At 72.2% G+C, this 20,066-nt stretch carries 21 protein-coding genes; 11 read left to right on the top strand and 10 right to left on the bottom strand.

Annotated features, from left to right (window positions below):
- The first annotated feature begins 32 nt into the window (after window positions 1–32).
- The gene (gene wrbA / locus E2C06_RS15225) at window positions 33–668 is read left to right on the top strand and encodes an NAD(P)H:quinone oxidoreductase (protein ID WP_133289463.1); all 636 of its coding nucleotides are present in this window, start codon (window positions 33–35) and stop codon (window positions 666–668) included.
- Between the two features lie 151 nt (window positions 669–819).
- Here the strand turns inward: wrbA and E2C06_RS15220 are convergent, their stop codons facing one another.
- A complete protein-coding gene (locus tag E2C06_RS15220) occupies window positions 820–2,286 on the bottom strand; it encodes an LVIVD repeat-containing protein (RefSeq protein ID WP_206664552.1) in 1,467 nt (488 codons plus the stop codon).
- Window positions 2,287–2,568: 282 nt separating this feature from the next.
- Here E2C06_RS15220 and fusA point away from each other — a divergent pair, with 282 nt between their 5' ends.
- The 4 genes from fusA (at window position 2,569) to E2C06_RS40310 (ending at window position 7,157) form a co-directional block, all read left to right on the top strand.
- Window positions 2,569–4,680: an elongation factor G gene (gene fusA, locus E2C06_RS15215; RefSeq protein WP_370451440.1), complete on the top strand. Its 2,112-nt coding sequence runs from the start codon at window positions 2,569–2,571 to the stop codon at window positions 4,678–4,680.
- Window positions 4,681–4,774: 94 nt separating this feature from the next.
- On the top strand, window positions 4,775–6,214 hold the full coding sequence (gene rfaE1, locus E2C06_RS15210; protein ID WP_133289549.1) for a D-glycero-beta-D-manno-heptose-7-phosphate kinase: 1,440 nt from the start codon (window positions 4,775–4,777) through the stop codon (window positions 6,212–6,214).
- 119 nt (window positions 6,215–6,333) lie between these two features.
- A complete protein-coding gene (locus tag E2C06_RS15205) occupies window positions 6,334–7,038 on the top strand; it encodes a sensor histidine kinase (RefSeq protein ID WP_133289461.1) in 705 nt (234 codons plus the stop codon).
- Window positions 7,026–7,157 (top strand): hypothetical protein, encoded by a 132-nt coding sequence (locus E2C06_RS40310; protein WP_277751832.1) that lies wholly within the window; start codon window positions 7,026–7,028, stop codon window positions 7,155–7,157. Before E2C06_RS15205 ends, E2C06_RS40310 begins: the two co-directional genes overlap by 13 nt.
- On the opposite strand, the gene E2C06_RS15200 is transcribed toward E2C06_RS40310, so the two are convergent.
- Both E2C06_RS15200 and E2C06_RS15195 read right to left on the bottom strand, forming a co-directional pair.
- Window positions 7,147–7,593, bottom strand: coding sequence for a MaoC/PaaZ C-terminal domain-containing protein (locus E2C06_RS15200; protein ID WP_133289460.1), 447 nt, complete (start codon window positions 7,591–7,593; stop codon window positions 7,147–7,149). The genes E2C06_RS40310 and E2C06_RS15200 overlap by 11 nt on opposite strands.
- Window positions 7,594–7,752: 159 nt before the next feature.
- The gene (locus tag E2C06_RS15195) at window positions 7,753–8,535 is read right to left on the bottom strand and encodes an SDR family oxidoreductase (RefSeq protein ID WP_241671298.1); all 783 of its coding nucleotides are present in this window, start codon (window positions 8,533–8,535) and stop codon (window positions 7,753–7,755) included.
- 136 nt (window positions 8,536–8,671) lie between these two features.
- Here E2C06_RS15195 and E2C06_RS15190 point away from each other — a divergent pair, with 136 nt between their 5' ends.
- Both E2C06_RS15190 and E2C06_RS15185 read left to right on the top strand, forming a co-directional pair.
- Window positions 8,672–9,610 carry an SPFH domain-containing protein gene (locus E2C06_RS15190; protein ID WP_133289459.1) on the top strand — a complete coding sequence of 313 codons (939 nt, stop codon included), beginning with the start codon at window positions 8,672–8,674 and terminating at the stop codon, window positions 9,608–9,610.
- The gene (locus E2C06_RS15185) at window positions 9,595–10,020 is read left to right on the top strand and encodes an NfeD family protein (protein ID WP_133289458.1); all 426 of its coding nucleotides are present in this window, start codon (window positions 9,595–9,597) and stop codon (window positions 10,018–10,020) included. The genes E2C06_RS15190 and E2C06_RS15185 overlap by 16 nt, the downstream gene beginning before the upstream one ends.
- Here E2C06_RS15185 and E2C06_RS15180 read toward each other — a convergent pair.
- The gene (locus tag E2C06_RS15180; RefSeq protein WP_133289457.1) at window positions 10,017–10,472 is read right to left on the bottom strand and encodes an EF-hand domain-containing protein; all 456 of its coding nucleotides are present in this window, start codon (window positions 10,470–10,472) and stop codon (window positions 10,017–10,019) included. The two genes, E2C06_RS15185 and E2C06_RS15180, sit on opposite strands and share 4 nt — an antisense overlap.
- 361 nt (window positions 10,473–10,833) lie before the next feature.
- Between E2C06_RS15180 and E2C06_RS15175 the strand changes: the two genes are divergently transcribed.
- The gene (locus E2C06_RS15175) at window positions 10,834–11,553 is read left to right on the top strand and encodes a hypothetical protein (RefSeq protein ID WP_133289456.1); all 720 of its coding nucleotides are present in this window, start codon (window positions 10,834–10,836) and stop codon (window positions 11,551–11,553) included.
- 16 nt (window positions 11,554–11,569) lie between these two features.
- On the opposite strand, the gene E2C06_RS15170 is transcribed toward E2C06_RS15175, so the two are convergent.
- The gene (locus tag E2C06_RS15170; protein ID WP_241671297.1) at window positions 11,570–13,309 is read right to left on the bottom strand and encodes an L-lactate permease; all 1,740 of its coding nucleotides are present in this window, start codon (window positions 13,307–13,309) and stop codon (window positions 11,570–11,572) included.
- 298 nt (window positions 13,310–13,607) lie between these two features.
- Between E2C06_RS15170 and E2C06_RS15165 the strand changes: the two genes are divergently transcribed.
- The 3 genes from E2C06_RS15165 (at window position 13,608) to E2C06_RS15155 (ending at window position 15,963) form a co-directional block, all read left to right on the top strand.
- Window positions 13,608–13,970, top strand: a complete 363-nt coding sequence (locus E2C06_RS15165) for a hypothetical protein (RefSeq protein WP_193560462.1) — start codon at window positions 13,608–13,610, stop codon at window positions 13,968–13,970.
- 427 nt (window positions 13,971–14,397) lie between these two features.
- Window positions 14,398–15,369 carry a tripartite tricarboxylate transporter substrate binding protein gene (locus tag E2C06_RS15160; RefSeq protein ID WP_133289455.1) on the top strand — a complete coding sequence of 324 codons (972 nt, stop codon included), beginning with the start codon at window positions 14,398–14,400 and terminating at the stop codon, window positions 15,367–15,369.
- A 75-nt stretch (window positions 15,370–15,444) separates the two neighbouring features.
- Complete coding sequence (locus E2C06_RS15155; protein WP_133289454.1) at window positions 15,445–15,963, top strand: hypothetical protein; 519 nt, start codon at window positions 15,445–15,447, stop codon at window positions 15,961–15,963.
- A gap of 24 nt (window positions 15,964–15,987) precedes the next feature.
- On the opposite strand, the gene E2C06_RS15150 is transcribed toward E2C06_RS15155, so the two are convergent.
- The 5 genes from E2C06_RS15150 to ppa form a co-directional block, all read right to left on the bottom strand.
- Window positions 15,988–17,076, bottom strand: a complete 1,089-nt coding sequence (locus E2C06_RS15150) for an LLM class flavin-dependent oxidoreductase (protein ID WP_241671296.1) — start codon at window positions 17,074–17,076, stop codon at window positions 15,988–15,990.
- Window positions 17,073–17,465 (bottom strand): type II toxin-antitoxin system VapC family toxin, encoded by a 393-nt coding sequence (gene vapC, locus E2C06_RS15145; protein WP_277751834.1) that lies wholly within the window; start codon window positions 17,463–17,465, stop codon window positions 17,073–17,075. Before vapC ends, E2C06_RS15150 begins: the two co-directional genes overlap by 4 nt.
- A complete protein-coding gene (locus E2C06_RS15140) occupies window positions 17,465–17,719 on the bottom strand; it encodes a type II toxin-antitoxin system VapB family antitoxin (RefSeq protein WP_133289453.1) in 255 nt (84 codons plus the stop codon). The genes vapC and E2C06_RS15140 overlap by 1 nt, the downstream gene beginning before the upstream one ends.
- Window positions 17,720–17,760: 41 nt before the next feature.
- Window positions 17,761–19,074 carry a DUF445 domain-containing protein gene (locus E2C06_RS15135; protein ID WP_133289452.1) on the bottom strand — a complete coding sequence of 438 codons (1,314 nt, stop codon included), beginning with the start codon at window positions 19,072–19,074 and terminating at the stop codon, window positions 17,761–17,763.
- 133 nt (window positions 19,075–19,207) lie between these two features.
- Window positions 19,208–19,741, bottom strand: a complete 534-nt coding sequence (ppa, locus tag E2C06_RS15130; protein WP_133289451.1) for an inorganic diphosphatase — start codon at window positions 19,739–19,741, stop codon at window positions 19,208–19,210.
- Window positions 19,742–20,066 lie beyond the last annotated feature (325 nt).

The raw sequence follows: 20,066 nt of genomic DNA, 5'->3' as shown, positions 1-20,066 counted from the left end.
GTCATGCCGCGGACAGCGGAAAGGTCCCGGCGATGGCGCGCGTTCTCGTCCTTTACTACTCGATGTACGGCCATGTGGAGACCATGGCAGGCGCCGTGGCCGAGGGCGCCCGCGGCGCCGGCGCCGAGGTGACCATCAAGCGGGTGCAGGAACTGGTCCCGCGCGAGGTGGCCGAGAAGGCCCACGCCAAGCTGGACCAGGCGGCACCGGAGGCCAGCCCGCAGGAGCTCGAGCACTACGACGCCATTATCCTCGGCTGCCCGACCCGCTACGGCAGGATGGCGGCGCAGATGGCGCAATTCTGGGACCAGACCGGCGGGCTCTGGGCGCGCGGGGCGCTGATCGGCAAGGTCGGCAGCGCCTTCAGCAGCACGGCCTCCCAGCATGGCGGGCAGGAGACCACCCTGATGGCCATGCACACCATGATGCTGCACCACGGCATGGTGCTGGTCGGCCTGCCCTACAGCGCGCCCGGGCTGACCGTGCTGGACGAGGTGAGCGGCGGCACGCCCTACGGCGCCACCACCATCGCCGGCGGCAAGGGCGAGCGGCAGCCGAGCGCCAACGAGCTGGAGCTGGCGCGCTTCCAGGGGCGGCACGTGGCGCAGATCGCGGCGAAGCTGGCGCGCGCCGTGCAGGATGCGGGAGAGGGCGGGTCGCCATTGTGAAAGGAGGAATACTGGGGGAGAAGGTATTCTCCCCCAGGCCCCCTCATTTATCTTCCTAGGTCCGGCACTCGCCGCGCGGCGGCACCCTACTCAGGAGAAGGAAAGGAGGGGTTCGGGGAGGGAATAGCTTTCCCTCCTCGACCTTGCTTGTTCAACGCAGCCCAGCAATCTCCCGTGCCTCGCCTGTCACCTCCAGGACGTGGACGCCGGTATTTGCGCGGTCGACGATATAGACATAGCCGCGCTCGTCCGATTCGACGTTGTTGGTCTGGATCGCCCGCTTGCAGCGCGGCTGGCCGTCCACGGTGACGCAGCGCGGCGCGGTCCGCTCGGTGATCGCCGGGATGTAGAAGCCGACCTCTCGGGGGCGGTAGGGGTTGCGGATGTCCAGCGCCCGGACCCCGGCATTGAACCAGGCGATGAAGGCCAGCTTCTTGTGAAAGACCGGCGCCATGCTCTCGTTCGAGGAATGCGAGCCGAACCGCCCGCCGCGCGAACAGAAGCCGCCCGGGGCCTCCGGCACCGTGAAGTTGGAGACGACCATCGGCTGGCTCTCCACCGTGACGTCGGCGAACCAGACCATCTGCCGAGCCTCGTCCCGGCACTCGTTCTTCAGCGCCTCGTCGACGATCATGACCATGTCGCGCGTGGCGCCCTTGGCATCCCTGGCGAAGTCGGGGATCGCCATCCCCGGCAACGGATAGGCGGTATGCGCGCCGACCAGCGGCGACATCACCAACCGGCCGAGCTCGGGCGCGCGCAGGTTCTCGTCGCTCGGCGCCGCCGGCCCCTCGATCAGCTTCTTGCGGTCGACGATCTGCACGATGCCGCCCGCGTTTGTTCCGTATCCAAAATAGATACGGTTGCCTTCGGGTCCGGTGGAGATCCCGCCATGCAGCTCGGTCGGGATGGCGCCGTGCTCGCCATGCTGCTGGCTCGGCGCCTCGCCTTCCTTGATCTGCTGGCCGGGCAGGCCGAAGTCGCGGATGTGCTTGGGGTGGGCCGGGTCGTTCAGGTCGAAGACCTGGGTCATCCGGCGGACCCGCCAGGGCGGCTGGTTGCCGGAGACGAGGTAGGCGATGCCGGTGTCGCATTCCCACCAGTTCTTGTGGGTATGCCCGGCGGGGATGCGGGCGAGCAGCCGGGGCTTCGCCGGGTCGGAGACGTCGAAGACCTGGTGCCCGGCATTGCCCTGGGTACGAAGCATGTAGAAGGCCGCCGGGTCGGCCCCTTTCAGCCCGCGCCCGTCGCAGACCCGGACCATCTGCGCCCCGCCATCCTCGTCGAGGCCTGGCTCGCCCGGGATATGCGCCAGGTAGACCGGCTTGGCCGGGTCGGTGACGTCGAGGATCGAGGTGCCGTTGAACTCCTGCTGCCCGGTCAGCGGGTTGAGCGGCTTCGGTTCGGCCTCGGTGCCGCCGTGGTGGCCGACATAGAGGATGAAGCGGCTCCCCTGCCGGTGGATGGTCGGCTGGTAGGCGCTGCGGGCCTGCAGGTCGTGCGACCCGACCAGGCGCATGTTGGCCGCCTCGGGCGCGGTCTGGGCGGCGGCTGGTGGGTCGAAGGCGGCGGTGAGCAGGCCGGCGATCAGCGGAAGCGCGAGCGTCTGGGGTCGCATGGATGATCCTCCGTCCGCCCTTGGGGGGCGGTTGCTGCCATGCTAGCGGCGCCCCGGCGCGCCTGCCCATCCCTCCGGCCGGGATCCTGGAGGGTGGCTCATCGTCCGGCGCTGCATGGCCGCCCGGCCCGCCATGCGGCCGGTCAAGGGCGAAACCCGCTTGCAAAACCGGGCGGAAGGGGGCATGTGCCGCGCGATACCACACCGACGACAGAGACCGTTCGGCGGGCGGCGCGGGGAACCCCAACCTGGGGTGCTACGCGGCTGGGCCCGCTCTCGCCTATGGAGGCCCACGTGGCGCATACCCCGCTCGAGAAGATCCGCAACATCGGCATCACGGCGCATATCGACGCCGGGAAGACCACGACGACCGAGCGGATCCTCTACTACACCGGCAAGTCCCACCGCATCGGTGAGGTCCACGACGGCAACACCACGACCGACTACATGGCGCAGGAGCGCGAGCGGGGGATCACCATCACCTCGGCCGCGGTGACCGCGCGCTGGAACGACTACCAGATCAACATCATCGACACGCCCGGCCACATCGATTTCAACATCGAGGTGAACCGCTCGCTGCGCGTGCTCGACGGCGCCATCTTCATCATCGAGGGCGTGGCCGGCGTGCAGCCGCAGTCCGAGACCAACTGGCGCCTGGCGGACCGCTACAACGTCCCGCGCATCATCTTCGTCAACAAGCTCGACCGTACCGGCGCCGACTTCTACAAGGCCTGCGCGACCCTGACCGAGAAGCTCGGCATCAACTGGGTGACGCTGCAGCTGCCGATCGGCATCGAGGACACGATGAAGGGCCTCGTCGACCTGGTCGAGATGAAGGCGATCATCTGGGAGGGCGACGACCTCGGCGCCTCCTACCACGAGGAGCCGATCCCCGAGGACATGGCCGAGCTGGCCAAGGAATACCGCGCCAAGCTCGTCGAGACGGCTGCGACCGCGCTCGACGAGGCGATGGACGTCTACCTTGAGACCGAGGACCTGCCGACCGACCTGCTGAAGAAGTGCATCAAGAAGGGCACGATCTCGGGCGAGTTCCGCCCGGTGCTCTGCGGCACCGCCTTCAAGAACAAGGGCGTGCAGCCGCTGCTGGACGCGGTGATCGACTACCTGCCGAGCCCGACCGAAGTGGCCGGCATCAAGGTCGCGCCGGAGGAGGGCCAGGACGAGACCGCCGAGCGTGAGACGATCGAGGCCGACCCGAACGGTCCCTTCGCCGGCCTCGCCTTCAAGATCATCAACGACAAGTTCGGCAACCTGACCTTCGTCCGGGTCTACCGTGGCACGCTGAAGACGGGCGACACCGTCATCAACACGACCAAGGGGACCAAGGAGCGGATCTCCCGCATGTACCAGATGCATGCGGACAAGCGGGAGGAGATCAACGAGGTCATCGCCGGCGACATCGCCGCCTTCGTCGGGCTGAAGGATACCGGCACGGGCGACACGCTGACGACGCCGAACCTGCAGGGCTCGAAGGCGAACGAGGTCGTGCTCGAGCGCATGGCCTTCCCGGTCCCGGTCATCGACATCTCCGTCGAGCCGAAGACCAAGGACAGCGTCGAGAAGATGACCCTCGGCCTGCAGAAGCTGGCCGGCGAGGACCCCTCGCTGCGGCTGAAGACCGACCAGGAGACCGGCCAGACCATCCTGTCCGGCATGGGCGAGCTGCACCTCGAGATCATCGTCGACCGGCTGAAGCGCGAATACGGCGTGGATGCCAATATCGGCGCCCCGCAGGTGGCCTACCGCGAGACCATCACCAAGGCGCATACCGAGACCTACACCCACAAGAAGCAGTCGGGCGGCTCGGGCCAGTACGCCGAGGTGAAGATCACCTTCGAGCCGAAGGAGCGGAACACCGGCATCGAGTTCCACAACGGCGTGGTCGGCGGCGCGGTGCCGAAGGAATACATCCCGGCGGTCGACAAGGGCATCAAGGTGCAGGCCGAGACCGGCGTGCTCGCCGGCTTCCCCACGGTGGACTTCAAGTTCTCCCTGGTCGACGGCAAGTACCACGACGTCGACTCGTCGGCCCTGGCCTTCGAGATCGCCGGCAAGGCCTGCTTCCGCGAGGGCATGAAGAAGGCCGGTCCGGTCATCCTCGAGCCGATCATGGACGTCGAGGTGACGACCCCGCAGGACCATGTCGGCGACGTGGTCGGCGACCTCAACCGCCGCCGCGGCGTGATCCAGTCGCAGGACATGGCCGGCACCTCGGTCATCGTCCGGGCACATGTGCCGCTGAAAGAGATGTTCGGCTACATCTCCAACCTGCGGGGCATGACCAAGGGCCGCGCGAGCTTCTCGATGCAGTTCCACCACTACGATCCGGTGCCGCGCAACGTCGCCGACGAGATCATGAAGAACTCCGCCTGAGGCTGCGGCCCCAGGACCCGGGTTCGGGACGCGGCGCGGGGGGCAACCCCCGCGCCGTTTGCTTTTGCGCCCCGCGCGGGTCTATTCCGGCGGCATGTTCGACTTCTCCGCGCTGCGCATCCTGGTCCTCGGCGACGTCATGCTCGACCGCTTCCTCTACGGCGCGGTGGAGCGGATCTCGCCCGAGGCGCCGGTCCCGGTGGTGCGGCTCGGCCGGACGCTGGCCATGCCGGGCGGTGCCGGCAACGTCGCCCGCAACCTTTCGGCGCTCGGCGGCCAGGCGGTGCTGGTCGGCCTGGTCGGGCGCGACGCGGCGGCGGCCGAGACGCGTGCCCTGCTCGCCGCCGACCCGCGCATCGCCGACGCCCTGGTCGAGAGCGCCAGCCGTCCGACCATCTGCAAGATGCGGGTCATCGCCGGCAACCAGCAGGTGGTCCGCCTCGACGACGAGACCGCCGCCCCCGCCGATGCCGCCGAGCAGGCGGCGCTGGTCGCGGCCGTCGAGGCGGCGCTGCCCGGCTGCGCCGCACTGGTTCTCTCGGACTACGCCAAGGGCGTGCTCACCCCGGCCGTGGTCGCCGCCGCCATCGCCGCGGCGAAGCGCCGGGGCATCCCCGTGCTCGCCGACCCGAAGAGCGAGGACGTTTCGCTCTACCGCGGCGCCGATTGCCTGACACCGAACGCGCGGGAACTCGGCCGCGCCGCCCGCATGCCCGTCGGCACCGAGGCCGAGGTCGCCGCCGCAGCGCGCAGGGTCATGGCCGCCGCCGGCCTGCCGGCGCTGCTCTGCACCCGGGCGGAGAAGGGCATGACCCTGGTCCGCGCCACCGGCGAGGTGGACAGCGTCCCGGCCGAGGCGCGCGAGGTCTTCGACGTCTCCGGCGCCGGCGACACCGTCATCGCCGCGCTCGCGCTCGCCCATGCCGCGGGGCACGGCTTGCCCGAGTCGATGCGCATCGCCAATGCGGCGGCCGGCATCGTCGTCGGCAAGCTCGGCACCGCGACCGTCACGGCGGACGAGCTGGCGCATGCGCTGCGCGCCGGCAGCGGCTCGACCCCGGGGGAGGAGGCGTTGCTCGACCACGATGCCGCGGTGCGGCTGGTGCGGGACTGGCAGGCGCACGGGCTGCGGGTCGGCTTCACCAACGGCTGCTTCGACATCCTGCATGCCGGGCACGTCTCGCTGCTGCGCGCCGCGCGGCGGCGCTGCGACCGGCTGGTGGTGGCGCTCAACACCGATGCCAGCGTGGCGCGGCTGAAGGGGCCGACGCGGCCGATCAACGGCCTGGCCGACCGCGCGGCGGTGATCTCGGCGCTCGCGGCGGTGGACGCCGTGGTTGCCTTCGACGCGACGACGCCGCTCGAGCTGATCCGGGTGCTGATGCCCGACGTGCTGGTCAAGGGCGCCGACTATACGATCGAGACGGTGGTCGGCGCCGACATCGTCCAGGCCGCCGGCGGGGAGGTGGCGCTGATCGACCTGGTCCCGGACCGTTCGACCAGCGGCCTGGTCGCGCGCCTGACCGGGCGATGAGGCGCGCGCCCCGGCGAAGCGTCCGCGTGGCGACCGACGGAAGTATAAACTTGAAATTGTAAATTCCTGGGCGATCGCAAGGCACGGGCGATCCGGGACGGTGGGTCGGGGGTAACGGCATGGCGCACCGGCCGGATGGCGGGGCGGAGGTGGTGGGCCACATCCTCCACATCCATGCCGCGCGCGGAGCCGCGGCGCGGGCTGCGGCCTCCGGCCGGCTGGCGACGCTCGGCGAGATGGCGGCGGGCCGGGCGCATGAGCTGAAGCGGCCGCGTGCCGTCATATCGCTGGCCGCCGCGAACGCCGGCCGGGCGCTGCGCGCCGGCAAGCCGGCCGAAGCGACCGGCCGGCTCGGCCGCATCGCCGCGCAGGCGGCCCGGGCGGGGGCGCTGATCGGGCATCTGCGGCGCTACCTCCGCGGCGCCGAAGCCGGCGAGGTGCCGGGGCCGGTGCCGCTGCGCCGCGCGCTGGACGGCGCGCCCGCGCCGGTCGGCGCCTCGCTGCGGGATGCCGGGGTGACGCTGGAGGTGGCGCCCGGACCGCTGGTGCTGGCCCGGCTGGTGCCGCTGGAACAGGTGCTGGTCCCTCTCATCGGCAATGCGCGGGAGGCCTTCACCGGCCGGCCGGGGGGGGCGCCGCGGCGGCTCCGGATCGCCGCGGCGACGGGGCAGGTGCGGATCACGGTTGCCGATACCGCCGGCGGCATTCCCCGGCCGGTGCAGGCGCGGCTGTTCGAGCCCTTCGTCACCGCCAAGGACGCCGCGAAGGGCACCGGGCTCGGCCTGTCCTTCTGCCATGGGCTGTGCGCGGCATGGGCGGGGTGATCGAGGCGCGCAGTGCCGAGGCGGGGGCGATCGTCACGATCACCCTGGCGGCCGCGCCGGATCCGGCGACGCCGCCCGAAACCTCGACCGAGATTGGGCCACTGCCGCTCAGCGCCTGAGGATGTGGGTGCCGAGAATCTCGAGCACCACCACGCCGTCGGTCAGGCGGCGCCCGGTATAGAGCACCTTCACCACGCCGCGGTCGGGCTTGCTGCGGGACGGGTTCAGCGCCTCGATCCGCGCCGAAACGGCGATCTCGTCGCCCGGCCGCACCGGGGCCGGCCAGCGCACGAGCTGTTCCGCGCCGCCCATCGAGACCTGCGCCACCCAGCCGCTGCGGATGATGTGGCTGAAGCAGGCGGCCTGGGTGTGCAGCCCGCTGGCGATGATACCGCGGAAGGGACCGGCGGCGGCGGCGTCCGGATCGATGTGGAAGGGCTGCGGGTCCCAGCGCCGGGCGAAGTCGACGATCTCGTCGAGCTCCATCCGGATGCTGCCGAACTCGAACTTCTGGCCGACCGAGAGGTCGTCGAAGGAAGCGAGCGGGGTGATCATGCGGGTGGCCTCCGTCCCGGGTCGAAGGGGAGGGCCGGGGGACAGGTATTCTCCCCGGGCTCCTCATGCATTCTTCAAGAGCCTGGCACTCGCCGCGCGGCGGCATCCGACGCGCGAAAAGCAAGGGAGGGGATACCTCTCCCTCCACGGCCTTCCGTTTCACATCAACGACTGCATGTCCCCGTCCACCGCCAGCGACTGTCCGCTGATGGTCGCGCCGAAGGGGCTGCAGAGGTAGAGCGCCATGTTGGCGATATCCTCCGGCGTCACGTAGCAGCGCAGCGAGACCGGCTTCAGCGCCTCTGCCTCCTGCTCGGCGAAGGACCGGCCATTCGCCTGCGCCTTCGCTTCCAGCACCCGGCGGATGCGGTCGCCCGCGACCAGGCCGGGCAGGATGGCGTTGACCCTGATGCCGTCCGGCCCCAGCTCGATCGCCAGCGACTTGGTGAAGCCGATGACGCCCCATTTCGCCGCGGCATAGGGGCTGCGGAGCGGAAAGCCGAAGCGCCCGGCGGCGGAGGAGAGGTTGACGATCGAGCCACCCCCCGCTGCGCGCAGCGCCGGCACCGCCCGGCGGGCGCAGTGGAACATCGCTTCCAGGTCGATCTTCAGCGTCCGGGTCAGCGCCTCCGGCGTCACGTCCTCGACCCGCGCGGTGGGGCCGGCGATGCCGGCGTTGTTCACCAGCACGTCGAGGCCACCGAGATGCGCGACCGCGGCATCAACAAAGCTTTCGCAGCCCTCGACCGCTTCCATGTCCGCCGGCATCGAGGGATGCGGGCAGGCCGCCAGTGCCTCCCGGTCGACGTCGCAGAGGAAGACCCGCGCGCCGCAACTCACGAATCCATCCGCAAGCGCCCGGCCGATCCCGCCCGCGCCCGCGGTGATCGCCACCCGAAGCCCGTCGAGCCGCACCGTCAGCGGCATCCTGTTGGCCTGCATCGACCCGCATCCTCCCCGTTCGGCGCGATGGTAGGCGGCGGCGGGGCGGGCGCAAGCCGGGCTTCCCCGAAGCGTGCCTGCCGCCGGGATGGCCGGTGTGCTATACGGACACGCAACGATTGCCTGGAAGGACATTATGACCGGTACCGAGATCGTCCTCCTCGTCCTGCTGCTGCTCGCCGTCCTCGCCGTCTCGAAGGGCATCCGCACGGTGCCGCAGGGCGAGGTCTGGACGGTCGAGCGCTTCGGCGCCTTCACCCGGCTGCTGCAGCCCGGGCTCAACCTGGTGATTCCCTTCATCGATCAGGTCGGGCGCAAGCTGAACGTGCAGGAGGTGGTGCTCGACATCCCCGAGCAGTCCGTCATCACCCGCGACAATGCTTCGGTGCTCGTCGACGGCATCGTCTATTACCGCGTCATGGACCCGGCCAAGGCGGCCTATGCGGTGCAGCGGATGGAGCAGGCGCTGACCGCGCTGGCGATGACCAACATCCGCGCCGTCATCGGCGAGATGGACCTCGACCAGACCCTGAGCAGCCGGGAACGCATCAACTCCTCCCTGCTGGTGATCCTCGACGGCGCGACCGATCCCTGGGGCATCAAGGTCAGCCGCGTCGAGCTGCGCAAGGTGGAGCCGCCGGAGAACCTGGTCCGCGCGATGAACCTGCAGATGACCGCCGAGCGCGAGCGGCGCGCGACCGTGATGCGGGCTGAAGGCGACAAGCAGGCGCTGATCCTCGCCGCCGAGGGCCGCCAGGAAGCTGCCCAGCGGGACGCCCAGGCGCGCGAACGCCTGGCCCAGGCCGAGGCCGCGGCGACCCGGATGGTGAGCGAGGCCGCGGCCGGCGCCGGCGAGCAGGCGCTGCGCTACTTCATCTCCGACCGCTACGTGAAGGCCTTCGAGGCGCTGGCCGGCAACCCCAACAGCAAGCTGGTGGTGGTGCCCATGGAATCGGCGGCACTCGCCGGGGGCGTGGTGCAGGCCCTGGAACTGCTGCGGCCCGCGGGCGGCGCCCGCCCGCCGGCGCCGCCCGCCGCGACCCTGCCGGGGGGCGGACCGTGGAACCAGGGCTGATCTGGATCCTCGGCGGGCTGCTGCTGCTGATCGCGGAACTCGGCCTGCCCGGCATCTTCCTGCTCTGGGTCGGGCTGGCGGCGATCGGCACCGGCATGGTGGTGCTGGCGGTGCTGCCGCCCTTCCCGGCGGTGGTGGCGATCTTCCTCGGCCTGTTGACGGCGGGCATCGCGCTCGCGCTGCGGCTGAAGGCGCGGCGGCCGGCGGTGCGGGTGAACACGCCGGATGCCGGGCTGGTCGGCCGGCACGGAATGCTGCTGCCGATGGAGGGGCCGGAGCTGCGCGTCCGCATCGGCGACAGCGACTGGCCGGCCCGGCTGCCGGCCGACGTGAAGGTGCCGGAGGCGCCGCTTCGGGTGCGGGTGGAGGGCGTCGCCGGGACCGTGCTGGTGGTGCGGCCGATTGCCTAGCCGGGGGCAGGCGCGGACGCTGCTTTCCGCTTCGGCACTTCGCGCCGGGTCAGCTTGCCGTTGCGATCGGCATCCCGGGCGCGGAACCAGGCTTCCGACATCGGCCGCAACTCGTCGATGGTGACGCGCCCGTTGCGGTCGGCGTCCGCCGCGCGGAAGCCTGACTGCGCCTGCGGGTGGGCGGGGATCTCGGCTGGTTCCAAGGTGCCGCTCCGGTCGCGGTCCGCCATGTCGAAGCGGCGCCGCAGCCAGGTCCAGACCTCGTCATGGGTGACCGTCCGGTCGCGGTCGGCATCGGCCTCCAGCGGGTCGCCACCGAACATCCCGCCCGGGCTGTCCGGCCCGCCCCAGGGCGACCAGCCCGGGGTGCCGCCGGCGCCGATGGGCTGGGCCGATGCGACGCCGGGCGCGAGCAGTGCGGCGCCAAGCGCCAGGACCAGGATGGATCGCATCGAACCTCGCCGAAGAGTTGGGATGGCAACCTAGCCCGCGTTGGTCCTGGCTGGTTCGCACGGGGCCGTGACGCGTCAGCGGCGGGCAGGATGGGCCGACGGGGTTGCCGATCGGGTGGTATCCGCCGAAGCCGCCCGGGGACGTGAACCTGGCGTCCGGCGGACTGGTCCGGGCACCGCGCCGGGCTGCCTCCGGCGCGCCCTAAGCCGCATCCCGGCTGCCGTCACCCTGGCACGTTCGTCGCGCTCATCCCTCCGTCCGGCCGGGGAAAGCCGGAGCGAGCGGAGGATCGCCGATGCCGCATGCCTATGACCCGCAATTCGCCCTGGAACTGGGACGCCGCGTGCGGCGGTGCTGCACTTGCCCCTGCTTGCCGCGATCCTCCTCGCGGCGATGCTGCTGGGCGCCGCCGAGCCGGTCCAGCCGACACAGGACAAGCTGCTGGCGGTGCGCGTCGCGCTGAGCCTGGCGATCGGCGCGATGATGCCGGTCTTCGCCTCGCGCCAAGCCATGCCGGTGCCGTCGCCACGCGGCATGCTCGGCCTCGCCTTCGGCGCGGCGCCGGCGCTGTCGGTCGCCGCGGTGTCGGTCTGGCCCTTCTCGGCGGATGAGTACGGCTACGTCTACCTGGCCGATACCCTGCTGCGGGGCCGGCTGTGGAATGCGCCGCTGCCGGTCGCCGAGATCCTCGACCTCCCCTACATCGCCGCGCGCGACGGCAAGGTGGCGAACCAGTACCCGCCGGGCTGGTCCTGCCCCTGGCGCCCGGCACCGGCTGGCGGGGAGGCGCGGCAGGCGGTCTTCCGGCCGCAGCCGGAGACGCGCCCGGCCATCGTGCTGGTGCCGAGCCGCCGGCTCCGGCTCGGCCCCTGGCAGCGCCACCCGCAGGAGGCCGCGGGCTACGACCTCATCCGCAACGGTCAGGACCTCGCGAGGGAGGTGCTCCACCGCCACGCCCGGACCGAGGCGGCGGCGCGGCAGGCCTGCCGCCTGCCGGGCTACCGCGCCTATCGCTGGGTCGAGCCTGGGCGGCTCGACCCGATCCCCTGCGACGCTGACCCGCCCGGTGCCCGGGCGTAACAGCGCCGCGGCCGGCTCAGCCGCCCACCACCATCGCGGTGAAGGGCGGCACATAGGCCTGCAGCGTCACCAGCAGCCCGACCAGGCAGGCCAGGGCGATGCTGTGGAAGAAGACGTAGCGCAGGATCTCGCCCTCATGCCCGAACCAGCCGGTGGCGGTGGAGGCGACCACGATGCTCTGCGCGTCGATCATCTTGCCCATCACGCCGCCCGAGGAATTCGCCGCCGCCATCAGCACCGGCGAGAGGCCGATCTGCTGCGCGGTGATCTTTTGCAGCCCGCCGAACAGCACGTTGGACGCGGTGTCGGAGCCCGTCAGCGCCACGCCGAGCCAGCCCAGCAGCGTGCCGAAGAAGGGGTAGAGCACCCCGGTCGCGGCGAAGGCCAGGCCCATCGTCGCATCCAGCCCGGAATAGCGCGTGAGATAGCCGAGCCCGAGCATCGCCGCGATGGTCAGCAGCGAGTAGCGCACCACCCAAATCGTCCTGCCATATTCGCGGATCATCGCGACCGGGCCGAAACCCATGGCGAAGCCGCCGAGCAGCGCCGCGAAGAGGATGCCGGTGCCGGTCATCGACAGGATGTTGAAGGCGAAGACCGCCGGCTCCGGCACCGGCGCGGCGACCACCGGCGGCACCTTGATGACGGCGCGGTGCAGCCCCTCGATCGGGAAGGAGAGGTTGTACACCCCGTTCAGGAAGGCCTTGATGTCGCCGAGGCCCCAGAGGAAGACGAAGACCGTCAGGACCAGCCAGGGCATCCAGGCCAGCAAGGTGCTGCCGTCGAAGGCGACCGCCGCGCCGCCCGCGCCGCCGGCCGGCGAGGGGCCGGTCCCCTGGGCAGTGGCTTCCTCGACCGCCGCGGCGCGGCCGCCGAGCTTGGCGCTCGTCCAGATCTCCTTCGGCTGCCAGACCCGCAGGAAGCCCGTGAGGCAGGCCAGCGAGACCAGCGCCGCGATCACGTCGACGAGGTAGGGACCCATGTAGTTGGACACCAGGAACTGCGGCACGGCGAAGGAGACGCCGGTGACCAGGATGGCCGGCCAGATCGCCAGCATCCCGCGGAAGCCGGCGAAGGCCCAGATCAGCCAGAAGGGAACAATCAGGGAGAAGAAGGGCAGCTGCCGGCCGATCATCGCCGACAGGTCCATCAGGTCGAGACCCGTGACGCCGGCCAGCGCGATCACCGGCGTCCCCAGCGCGCCATAGGCGACCGGGGCGGTATTGGCGATCAGCGAAAGGCCGGAGGCCGCCAGCGGCGAGAAGCCGAGGCCGATCAGCACCGCGCCGGTCACCGCGACCGGCGTGCCGAAGCCCGCCGCGCCCTCGAAGAAGGCGCCGAAGGCGAAGGCGATCAGCAGCAGCTGCAGCCGGCGGTCCGGCGTGACGCCGGCGATCGTCTCCTGCAGCCGCTTGAATGACCCGTTCGCCACCGTGAGCCGGTAAAGAAAGATGATGTTCAGCACGATCCAGCCGATCGGGAACAGCCCGCTGGCGATGCCCAATCCGGCCGCCCGCCCGGCGATGTCGGCCGGCATGCCGAAGACGAAGACCGCCACCAGCAGCGCCACCACCAGCGCCGCGATCGCCGCGACATGCGCGGCGATGTGCAGGAAGGCGAGGGCGATCAGCATGGTCGCCACTGGCAGGGCGGCGACGAGGGCGGATAACAGGATCGACCCGAAGGGATCGTAGAGCTGGTTCCAGGTGGCCATGGCCGGGTACTGCGCCTCCTTGCGCGTCAGGCTGCTGGACATCCCCCCCCAAAGCCGGCCCCTCGGCCCGATGTGCCGCTGGCGGATCGCGCCGCGGTGGCAGCGGCGTACATGCCCTCGGCGTTGCTTCGGGCCGGAATGGCCGGGCGGGGTTCCTTGTTCGTGGTGCCCGGTCTTCTGCCGGGCCTCTCTGCCGCCCTGTTAGATGAAACATGATGGGAAGGCGATACGGCCAGGTGACCGAACCTCGCCGCGCAAACATTCGGGCCGATACGCTTCGTTGCGCCGCGCGCGCCGCGCTGGGCTTGAACCGGCGGCCGGCCTGGGCAACATCCCTCCCATGGACACGCACCGGCGCCCGGGCTCGCCCTTCCAGGACCCGACCCCGCCCATCCTCGACATGACGCCGGACGGCGAGTTCCGCGACGCGCTGCCGCCGCCGCGCGGCGGCTTCGACCGGGCGCTCGGCAAGGTCGGCGGCGTGGCGCTGCTGCTGACGCTGGCCGCCGGCGGGCTGCTGCTGGTGGCGCTCGCCATCCTTTTCGTCGGGCTGCTGCTGCCGGTCGCCATCGGCGCCGGGCTGGTCGCCTTCGTCTCGCTCTGGTGGCGGCTGCGGCGGCTGCGCCGCGGCGGCACGCCGGGCGCGGGGCCTGGTTCGCCGCCCGGCGCGGGTGCCGTCCGCTTCGTGGTCCTGCGCCGCTGAGCCAGCGGTGACCGGCGGAGGTGCCGCCTGTCCCAGCCCTTCGAAGTCGATCCCAACCGCCTCTATGACGTCGCGCCGGACGGCACGCCCCGCACCGATCGCAGCAGCCCACCCGCTTGGCTGGATGCCCGGCACCGGCGGCTGATCGGCTGGGCGGCGCTGGGCAGCGCGGCGATCGGGTCGCTGGCGGGGCTGACCGTTCTGGCCTTCGCGCTCGGCGCCCGGCTGTTGGCGGCCGGGCTGGCACTGGCGACGATCGCGGCGACGCCGCTGCTCGGGGTCGGACCGGTGCTCGACTGGTGGCGGCACCGTCGGCCGCACCGGCGCCGGCACGCCTTCCGGCCCGACGATTTCCCCCGAGGCTAGGGGCCTGCGCAAACCGCTGGGTTGCTGTAGAGGATGGCCAATCCAAGGGGGAAGCAAGTCGATGACCCACCGCATCACCCGCCGCACGGCGCTCGGCCTGGCCGGTGCCGCACTCGCCGCCCCGGCGCTGCGCGCCCAGGGGCCCGGCGCCATCCGCATCGTCGTCCCCTTCGCCCCGGGCGGCTCGACCGACGCCGTCGCCCGGCTCGCCTCGGTCGGGCTGGGGCAACGACTCGGCCAGCCCGTGGTGGTGGAGAACCGCTCCGGTGCCGCCGGCGCCATCGGCACCGAGGCGGTGGTCCGCGCCGCGCCGGACGGGCAGACCTGGCTGTTGACCTTCGACAGCCATGCGGTGCTGCCTGCGCTGCTGCCGAACCTCGGGTTCAACCTGACCCGCGACCTCGACCCGGTGATGCTGATCGGCGGCGCGCCCTATGTCATCGCCTGCCGGCCCGACCGGCCCTTCCGGGACCTCGCCGGGCTGGTCGCGGCGGCCAAGGCGAAGCCCGACGCGGTCTCCTACGGCTCGACCGGCAACGGCACGATCGGCCACCTGACCATGATGCTGCTCCAGTCGCGTAGCGGCACGCGCATGCCCCACCTTGCCTATCGCGGCGGCGGGCTGGCGGTGAACGACACCATTGCCGGCCATGTCGACGTGATGATCGGCAGCGCCGCGCTGCTGGCGCCGCACGTCGCCGGCGGCTCGCTGCGCGCCATCGCCCAGTTCGGCCCGGCCCGGCTGCCCGCCCTGGCCCAGGTGCAGACCGCGGCGGAGGCCGGCTTCCCCGGGCTGGAGGCGGAGGCGTGGTGGGGCGTCTTCGCCCCTGCCGGCACGCCCGCCCCGCTGGTCGCCCGGATGAACGCCGCGCTGCGCGAGAGCCTGTCGGAGGACCGCGTCCGCCGGCAGATGGAGGAGACGCAGCAGGCCCGCCTGGTACTGTCCGACCCGCCGGCGCTGCAGGCCTTTGTCGAGCAGCAGATCGCCACCTGGGGGGCGGTGGTGCGGGAGAACGCGATCCGGCCCGACTGACCGCCCCCCTGCGCCGCCCCGGCAACCGCCTCGCCCCGCCTTGCGTTCGCCGGGGGAGCGATGGAGGAGGCGACGATGCGCGTATTCCCGGCCCTGGCCGCCATGGCCCTGCTGGCTCTGCCCCTGGCCCCGGCCTGCGCCCAATCGGTGCAGGAGACCGCCCGTGGCGCCACCCCCGCCACCGGTCCCGGCGCCGCGCTGCAATCCTATGCGCTGCAGCTGCAGGCGGCCGAGACGCGCCTCGCCAGGGCACGCGAGGCGCATGCCGCCGGCCGCACCGAAAGCCAGGCGGGCGCCGCCTCGCAGGAGCGCATCGAGCTGATGCAGGTGCTCCGCGCCGCCTGGAGCGACATGCAGAAGGTGCCGCAGTCCTTTTCCGAGACCGTCGCCTACCAGCAGGCGCAGCGCCGCATGCAGCACGACCTGTCCGAGGTGGGGCCGGACCGTTCGCTGTCGAAGGAGAAGGCCGATACCGCCGCGCAGGACGCGCTGCAGGTGCTGTCCGAGTTGCGCGGCCATGTCGTCTCGGCCGCCGGCCAGGCCGGGGCCAGCATGCCGGCGCCGGCGGTGCAGGGCGGCGGCGCGAACCGCTGAGGCCTACTCCGCCGCCAGCGATACCTACTCCGCCGCCAGCGGCAGGGGCGCCTGCCGCAAACCGAAGGCCTCCGCTAGCAGGCGGTAGCTGGCCTGCCGCGTCGCCGGATCATGGCAGGGGGTGAGCACCGCGACTTCCTGCACCCCATGCGCCGCCGCCAGCGCCTCGAGCTTCGCCCGCACCTGCTCCGGCGCGCCGACCAGGGCCTTGGCGCGGAGCGGCGCCAGGTGCGCCCGCTCGGCCTCGGTAAAGGGATAGGCCTCGGCCTCGGCGACGCTCGGCAGCGGCGGGAAGCGGCCGGTGTCGCGGTAGAGCCGCCAGAGTTCGCGCGACTTGTAGAGCCGCCAGGCCTCCGCCTCGGTCTCCGCGGTCAGGGCGAAGACGCCGAGTGCGCAATGCGGCGCGGCGAGGCGTCCGGCGTGGCCGGGATGCGGCCGGAAGCCCTCCCGGTAGAGCGCCGTCACCTGCTCCGAGGCGCGGTCGCTGATGAAATGCGCGAAGCAGTAGGGCAGGCCGAAATAGGCCGCGACCTGGGCGCCGTAGTCGCTGCTGCCCAGCATCCAGACCTGCGGCCGGCCCGGCACCTGCGGGTTGGCGGCGACGGCGCGGAAGGGGTGCCCCTCCGGCAGCCCGTCGCCGAGCCAGCCCAGCAGGTCCATCACCTGGTTCGGGAAATTGTCGGCGGCCTCGCGGGCGTTGGGGTTCAGCGCGAAGGCGGTGCGGCCGTCGCTGCCCGGGGCGCGGCCGACCCCGAGGTCGATCCGCCCGGGCGCGATCGCCTCGGCCACCTTGAACTGCTCGGCCACCTTCAGCGCGCTGTAGTGCGGCAGCATGACGCCGGCGGTGCCGATGCGGATCCGCGCCGTGGTGGCGGCGATCGCGGCGACCAGCATCTCCGGTGCCGAGCCGGCATGGCTGTCGCTGTTGTGGTGCTCGGCCAGCCAGTAGCGGCCATAGCCCCATCGGTCCGCGAGACGCGCCAGCGCCAGGGTCTCGCGGATCGCCGCATCGGCGCCGCGGCCGGAGGCGATGGTGGACTGGTCGAGGATCGAGAGGCCGAGGGTCATGCCGGAAGTGTAGGCCGGACCGCCGGCAGGGGAAGGGGCGTTCATGCCGCCACCAGCTGCAGGCCGAGATGCTCGGCCATCAGGGCGAAGTCGCGGTCGCGCTGCAGCAGCGGCACCGCATGGGCGATGCACCAGCTGGCGATGACGAGGTCCGCGATGCTGCGCGGGGTGACGCCGAGGCCGCGCAGGCGGCGGCAGTGCGCCGCGGCCTGCGCGGCCAGCGCGTCGTCCAGCATGGCGACGACCTCGAAGCGGCGCAGCCAGGCTTCCGCCTCGCGGGCCCGGCGCTCGCTCGAGGATCCCTGCAGGACCTCCAGCAGCACGATGTCGCCGATCACGAGGATCTCGGCATCCGCGAGCCGGGCGAAGGCGCGCGCGGCGGGCGTATCCGCCCGCCGGATCACGTCGACCAGAACGCTGGTATCGACGGCGATCAGCGGGGAGGCGCCTGGTTGCCCCCGCGGAGGGGCGCCTGGGTTTCGTGCAGCGCCGGGTCGCGCGGCGCGTCCTCGGGCGGCACCAGGTAGTCGGGGTCGCTGCCCCAGAGCGCCGCCGCGGCCTCCCGCTGCCGCGCCAGGCGCACCAGCAGGTGCAGTCCTGCCTCGACCGCCGCCTTCTTGGTCGGATGGCCGCCGCGCGCCATGGCCTCGGCGATCAGCCCGTCGTCGATCTCGATATTGGTGCGCATGATATTCGTGTGTACCGCGGGACGGATGGATACACAACAGATCAAAACGCCACCCGACCGAAGACCGCCGTCAGCAGCGCATAGAGCGCCCCGCCGACGAGGAAGCCGACCAGCGTCCCGTTCATCCGCACGTATTGCAGGTCGCGGCCGACCCGGAGCTCGATCTTCTCGGTCACCTGCGCAGTGTCCCAGCCCGCCACCACCTGGGCGATGAAGGCCGCGAGCTGCGCCCGCGCCGCCGGCATCAGCCGCACCAGCGCCCGCTGGACGGCGTGATTGAGCCGCGCCCGCGCCGCCGGGTCCTCGGCCAGCAGGGTGCCGGCATTGGCGAAGGCGCCTTCCAGCAGCGCCACCGTGCGGCCCTGCGGATTGGCCGCGTCGGCCTCGAGCGCCCCGCGGAGGCGGGCCCAGACATCCTCCACCCAGGCGGCGACGGTCGGGTGCGCCATCGCCTTCCGCATCGCCCGGCCGAGCGCCGCGGCGCGTTCCGGGTCGGTCTCCAGCCGCTCGACCTCGGCCTTCAGCCAGACCTCGAAGGCGCGCCGCAGGTCGCTGTCGGCCGCCTCCATCCGCGCCAGCTCGGCATTCACCCCGGCGAGCACGCGCCCCGCCACCGTGGCGCCCAGCGCCCAGCCCACGAGGCGGCCGCCTTCCTCCCGCACCTTGGACTCGATGGTCTGGCGGAGCTGGCTTTCCTTCTCGACCAGCAGGCGGCGCAGCTCGGCGATCGCCAGGTCCACCACGTCCTGGTGCCGGCCGCCCTCGACCAGGCCGCGCAGCGCCCGCGCCACCACCCGCGCCCCGCCGGCGCCGCCCGCCAGCCGCGGCAGCAGCCGGCCGAGCAGCCGGCGGGCGCGGCCATCCTCAAGGCTCGCCAGCAGCCGGGGCAGGGAGGTCGCCAGCGCCTGCGCCGCCGGCCGTGCCGTCTCCGGGTCCGCCAGGAAGCTGCGGGCGATGCCGGCCAGGTCCAGCCGGCCGAGCACCCGGGCCACCTCGGCCTCGGTGAAGACGTGGTTGGCGACGAAGCGGCCGAGCCCCTGGCCGAGCCTTTCCTTCTGCGCCGGGATGATGGCGGTATGCGGGATCGGCAGGCCGAGCGGCCGGCGGAACAGTGCCGCTACCGCGAACCAGTCGGCGACGCCGCCGACCACGCCCGCCTTGGCCGCGGCCTGCAGCAACTCGGTCCAGTAGCCCGGCGGCAGGGCATAGGCGCCGAGCATCAGCGCCGCCATCCCGGCCAGCAGCCCGGTGGCGATGGCGCGGTGCCGCGCCAGCGCCGCGCGCAGCGGGGCCTCCGGGTCGGCCGGGCGCGGGGCCAGGCCGAGGGCGGGGTCGGTCGGGGGAAGCGCGTTCATCGGCCGCCCAGATGGGAAGGCGAGGTTGCCGCCGCCAGCGGGCCGGACGCCAAAGGACGCGGAGCGGGAAGCGGCGGGCGCGGCCTCCCGCTTCCGGCCATGCGGGCGCGGGGCAGGCGGCGGCCGTCCAGCCTCAGCCCTGCGCCTTGGCCCGCTCGATCGCCTCGACGATCAGCCGCTTGGCTTCGTCGGCATCGCCCCAGCCGGCGACCTTCACCCACTTGCCGGGCTCGAGGTCCTTGTAGTGCTCGAAGAAGTGCTGGATCTGGTCGAGCGTGATCTGCGGCAGGTCGGTGTAGTTGAACACCCGCTCGTAGCGCTTGGTCAGCTTCGGCACCGGCACGGCGATGATCTTCTCGTCGCCGCCGCCGTCGTCCTCCATCTTCAGCACGCCGACCGGGCGGACCGCGATCACCGCGCCGGGGATGATCGGGCGGGTATTGGCGATCAGCACGTCGATCGGGTCGCCGTCGTCGGACAGGGTATGCGGCACGAAGCCGTAATTCCCGGGATAGCGCATCGGCGTGTAGAGGAAGCGGTCCACCACCAGGGTCCCGGCGTCCTTGTCCATCTCGTACTTGATGGGCTCGCCACCGATGGCGACCTCGACGATGACGTTGACATCCTCGGGCGGGTTCTTGCCGATGCTGATGGCGTCGATACGCATGTGTCTCTCCGATGAAGCGCCGCGTGGCCCCTGGGGCGCGCGGGCGGACGGGCCTCGCCGACCCGTGCCGCACCGCAACATAACAGGATCCGGGCCGGGGCCGAAGCCCCGCCCTGCGCCGCCGGCGCGGCCCCTCATGCCACCAACCGCCGCCCTCGTCACGCGCGGCGCGGATTCCCGCGGCGCGCGCCGGCCGCGCCGGGCGCCCCGCCCTGCTCACGGCGGCTCCATCCAGCCGGCGATGCGGGCGCGCCCGCCCATGGCGCGGTGCATGGAGGCGATCAGGCGGAGGTTGGCGGCCCCCAATCGCCGGCCCCAGTGGTCC

It is taken from the genome of Dankookia rubra, assembly GCF_004355005.1.
GTDB classification, from domain to species: Bacteria; Pseudomonadota; Alphaproteobacteria; order Acetobacterales; family Acetobacteraceae; genus Paracraurococcus; species Paracraurococcus ruber_A.
The sequence above is the reverse complement of the archived record's forward strand: the minus strand, read 5'-3'. Positions and strand labels throughout refer to the sequence as shown.

What these genes read in the sequence shown, in the direction of transcription:
- E2C06_RS15200 (WP_133289460.1), bottom strand. Translation starts at nt 7,593, where the DNA reads ATGATCACCCCGCTCGCTTCCTTCGACGACCTCTCGGTCGGCCAGAAG.
- E2C06_RS15140 (WP_133289453.1), bottom strand. Translation starts at nt 17,719, where the DNA reads ATGCGCACCAATATCGAGATCGACGACGGGCTGATCGCCGAGGCCATG.
- E2C06_RS15155 (WP_133289454.1), top strand. Translation starts at nt 15,445, where the DNA reads ATGCGCGTATTCCCGGCCCTGGCCGCCATGGCCCTGCTGGCTCTGCCC.
- rfaE1 (WP_133289549.1), top strand. Translation starts at nt 4,775, where the DNA reads ATGTTCGACTTCTCCGCGCTGCGCATCCTGGTCCTCGGCGACGTCATG.
- E2C06_RS15190 (WP_133289459.1), top strand. Translation starts at nt 8,672, where the DNA reads ATGACCGGTACCGAGATCGTCCTCCTCGTCCTGCTGCTGCTCGCCGTC.
- fusA (WP_370451440.1), top strand. Translation starts at nt 2,569, where the DNA reads ATGGAGGCCCACGTGGCGCATACCCCGCTCGAGAAGATCCGCAACATC.
- E2C06_RS15150 (WP_241671296.1), bottom strand. Translation starts at nt 17,076, where the DNA reads ATGAACGCCCCTTCCCCTGCCGGCGGTCCGGCCTACACTTCCGGCATG.
- E2C06_RS15220 (WP_206664552.1), bottom strand. Translation starts at nt 2,286, where the DNA reads ATGCGACCCCAGACGCTCGCGCTTCCGCTGATCGCCGGCCTGCTCACC.
- E2C06_RS15205 (WP_133289461.1), top strand. Translation starts at nt 6,334, where the DNA reads ATGGCGCACCGGCCGGATGGCGGGGCGGAGGTGGTGGGCCACATCCTC.
- E2C06_RS15180 (WP_133289457.1), bottom strand. Translation starts at nt 10,472, where the DNA reads ATGCGATCCATCCTGGTCCTGGCGCTTGGCGCCGCACTGCTCGCGCCC.
- E2C06_RS15170 (WP_241671297.1), bottom strand. Translation starts at nt 13,309, where the DNA reads ATGTCCAGCAGCCTGACGCGCAAGGAGGCGCAGTACCCGGCCATGGCC.
- wrbA (WP_133289463.1), top strand. Translation starts at nt 33, where the DNA reads ATGGCGCGCGTTCTCGTCCTTTACTACTCGATGTACGGCCATGTGGAG.
- E2C06_RS15165 (WP_193560462.1), top strand. Translation starts at nt 13,608, where the DNA reads ATGGACACGCACCGGCGCCCGGGCTCGCCCTTCCAGGACCCGACCCCG.
- E2C06_RS15160 (WP_133289455.1), top strand. Translation starts at nt 14,398, where the DNA reads ATGACCCACCGCATCACCCGCCGCACGGCGCTCGGCCTGGCCGGTGCC.
- E2C06_RS15135 (WP_133289452.1), bottom strand. Translation starts at nt 19,074, where the DNA reads ATGAACGCGCTTCCCCCGACCGACCCCGCCCTCGGCCTGGCCCCGCGC.
- E2C06_RS15195 (WP_241671298.1), bottom strand. Translation starts at nt 8,535, where the DNA reads ATGCAGGCCAACAGGATGCCGCTGACGGTGCGGCTCGACGGGCTTCGG.
- E2C06_RS40310 (WP_277751832.1), top strand. Translation starts at nt 7,026, where the DNA reads ATGGGCGGGGTGATCGAGGCGCGCAGTGCCGAGGCGGGGGCGATCGTC.
- ppa (WP_133289451.1), bottom strand. Translation starts at nt 19,741, where the DNA reads ATGCGTATCGACGCCATCAGCATCGGCAAGAACCCGCCCGAGGATGTC.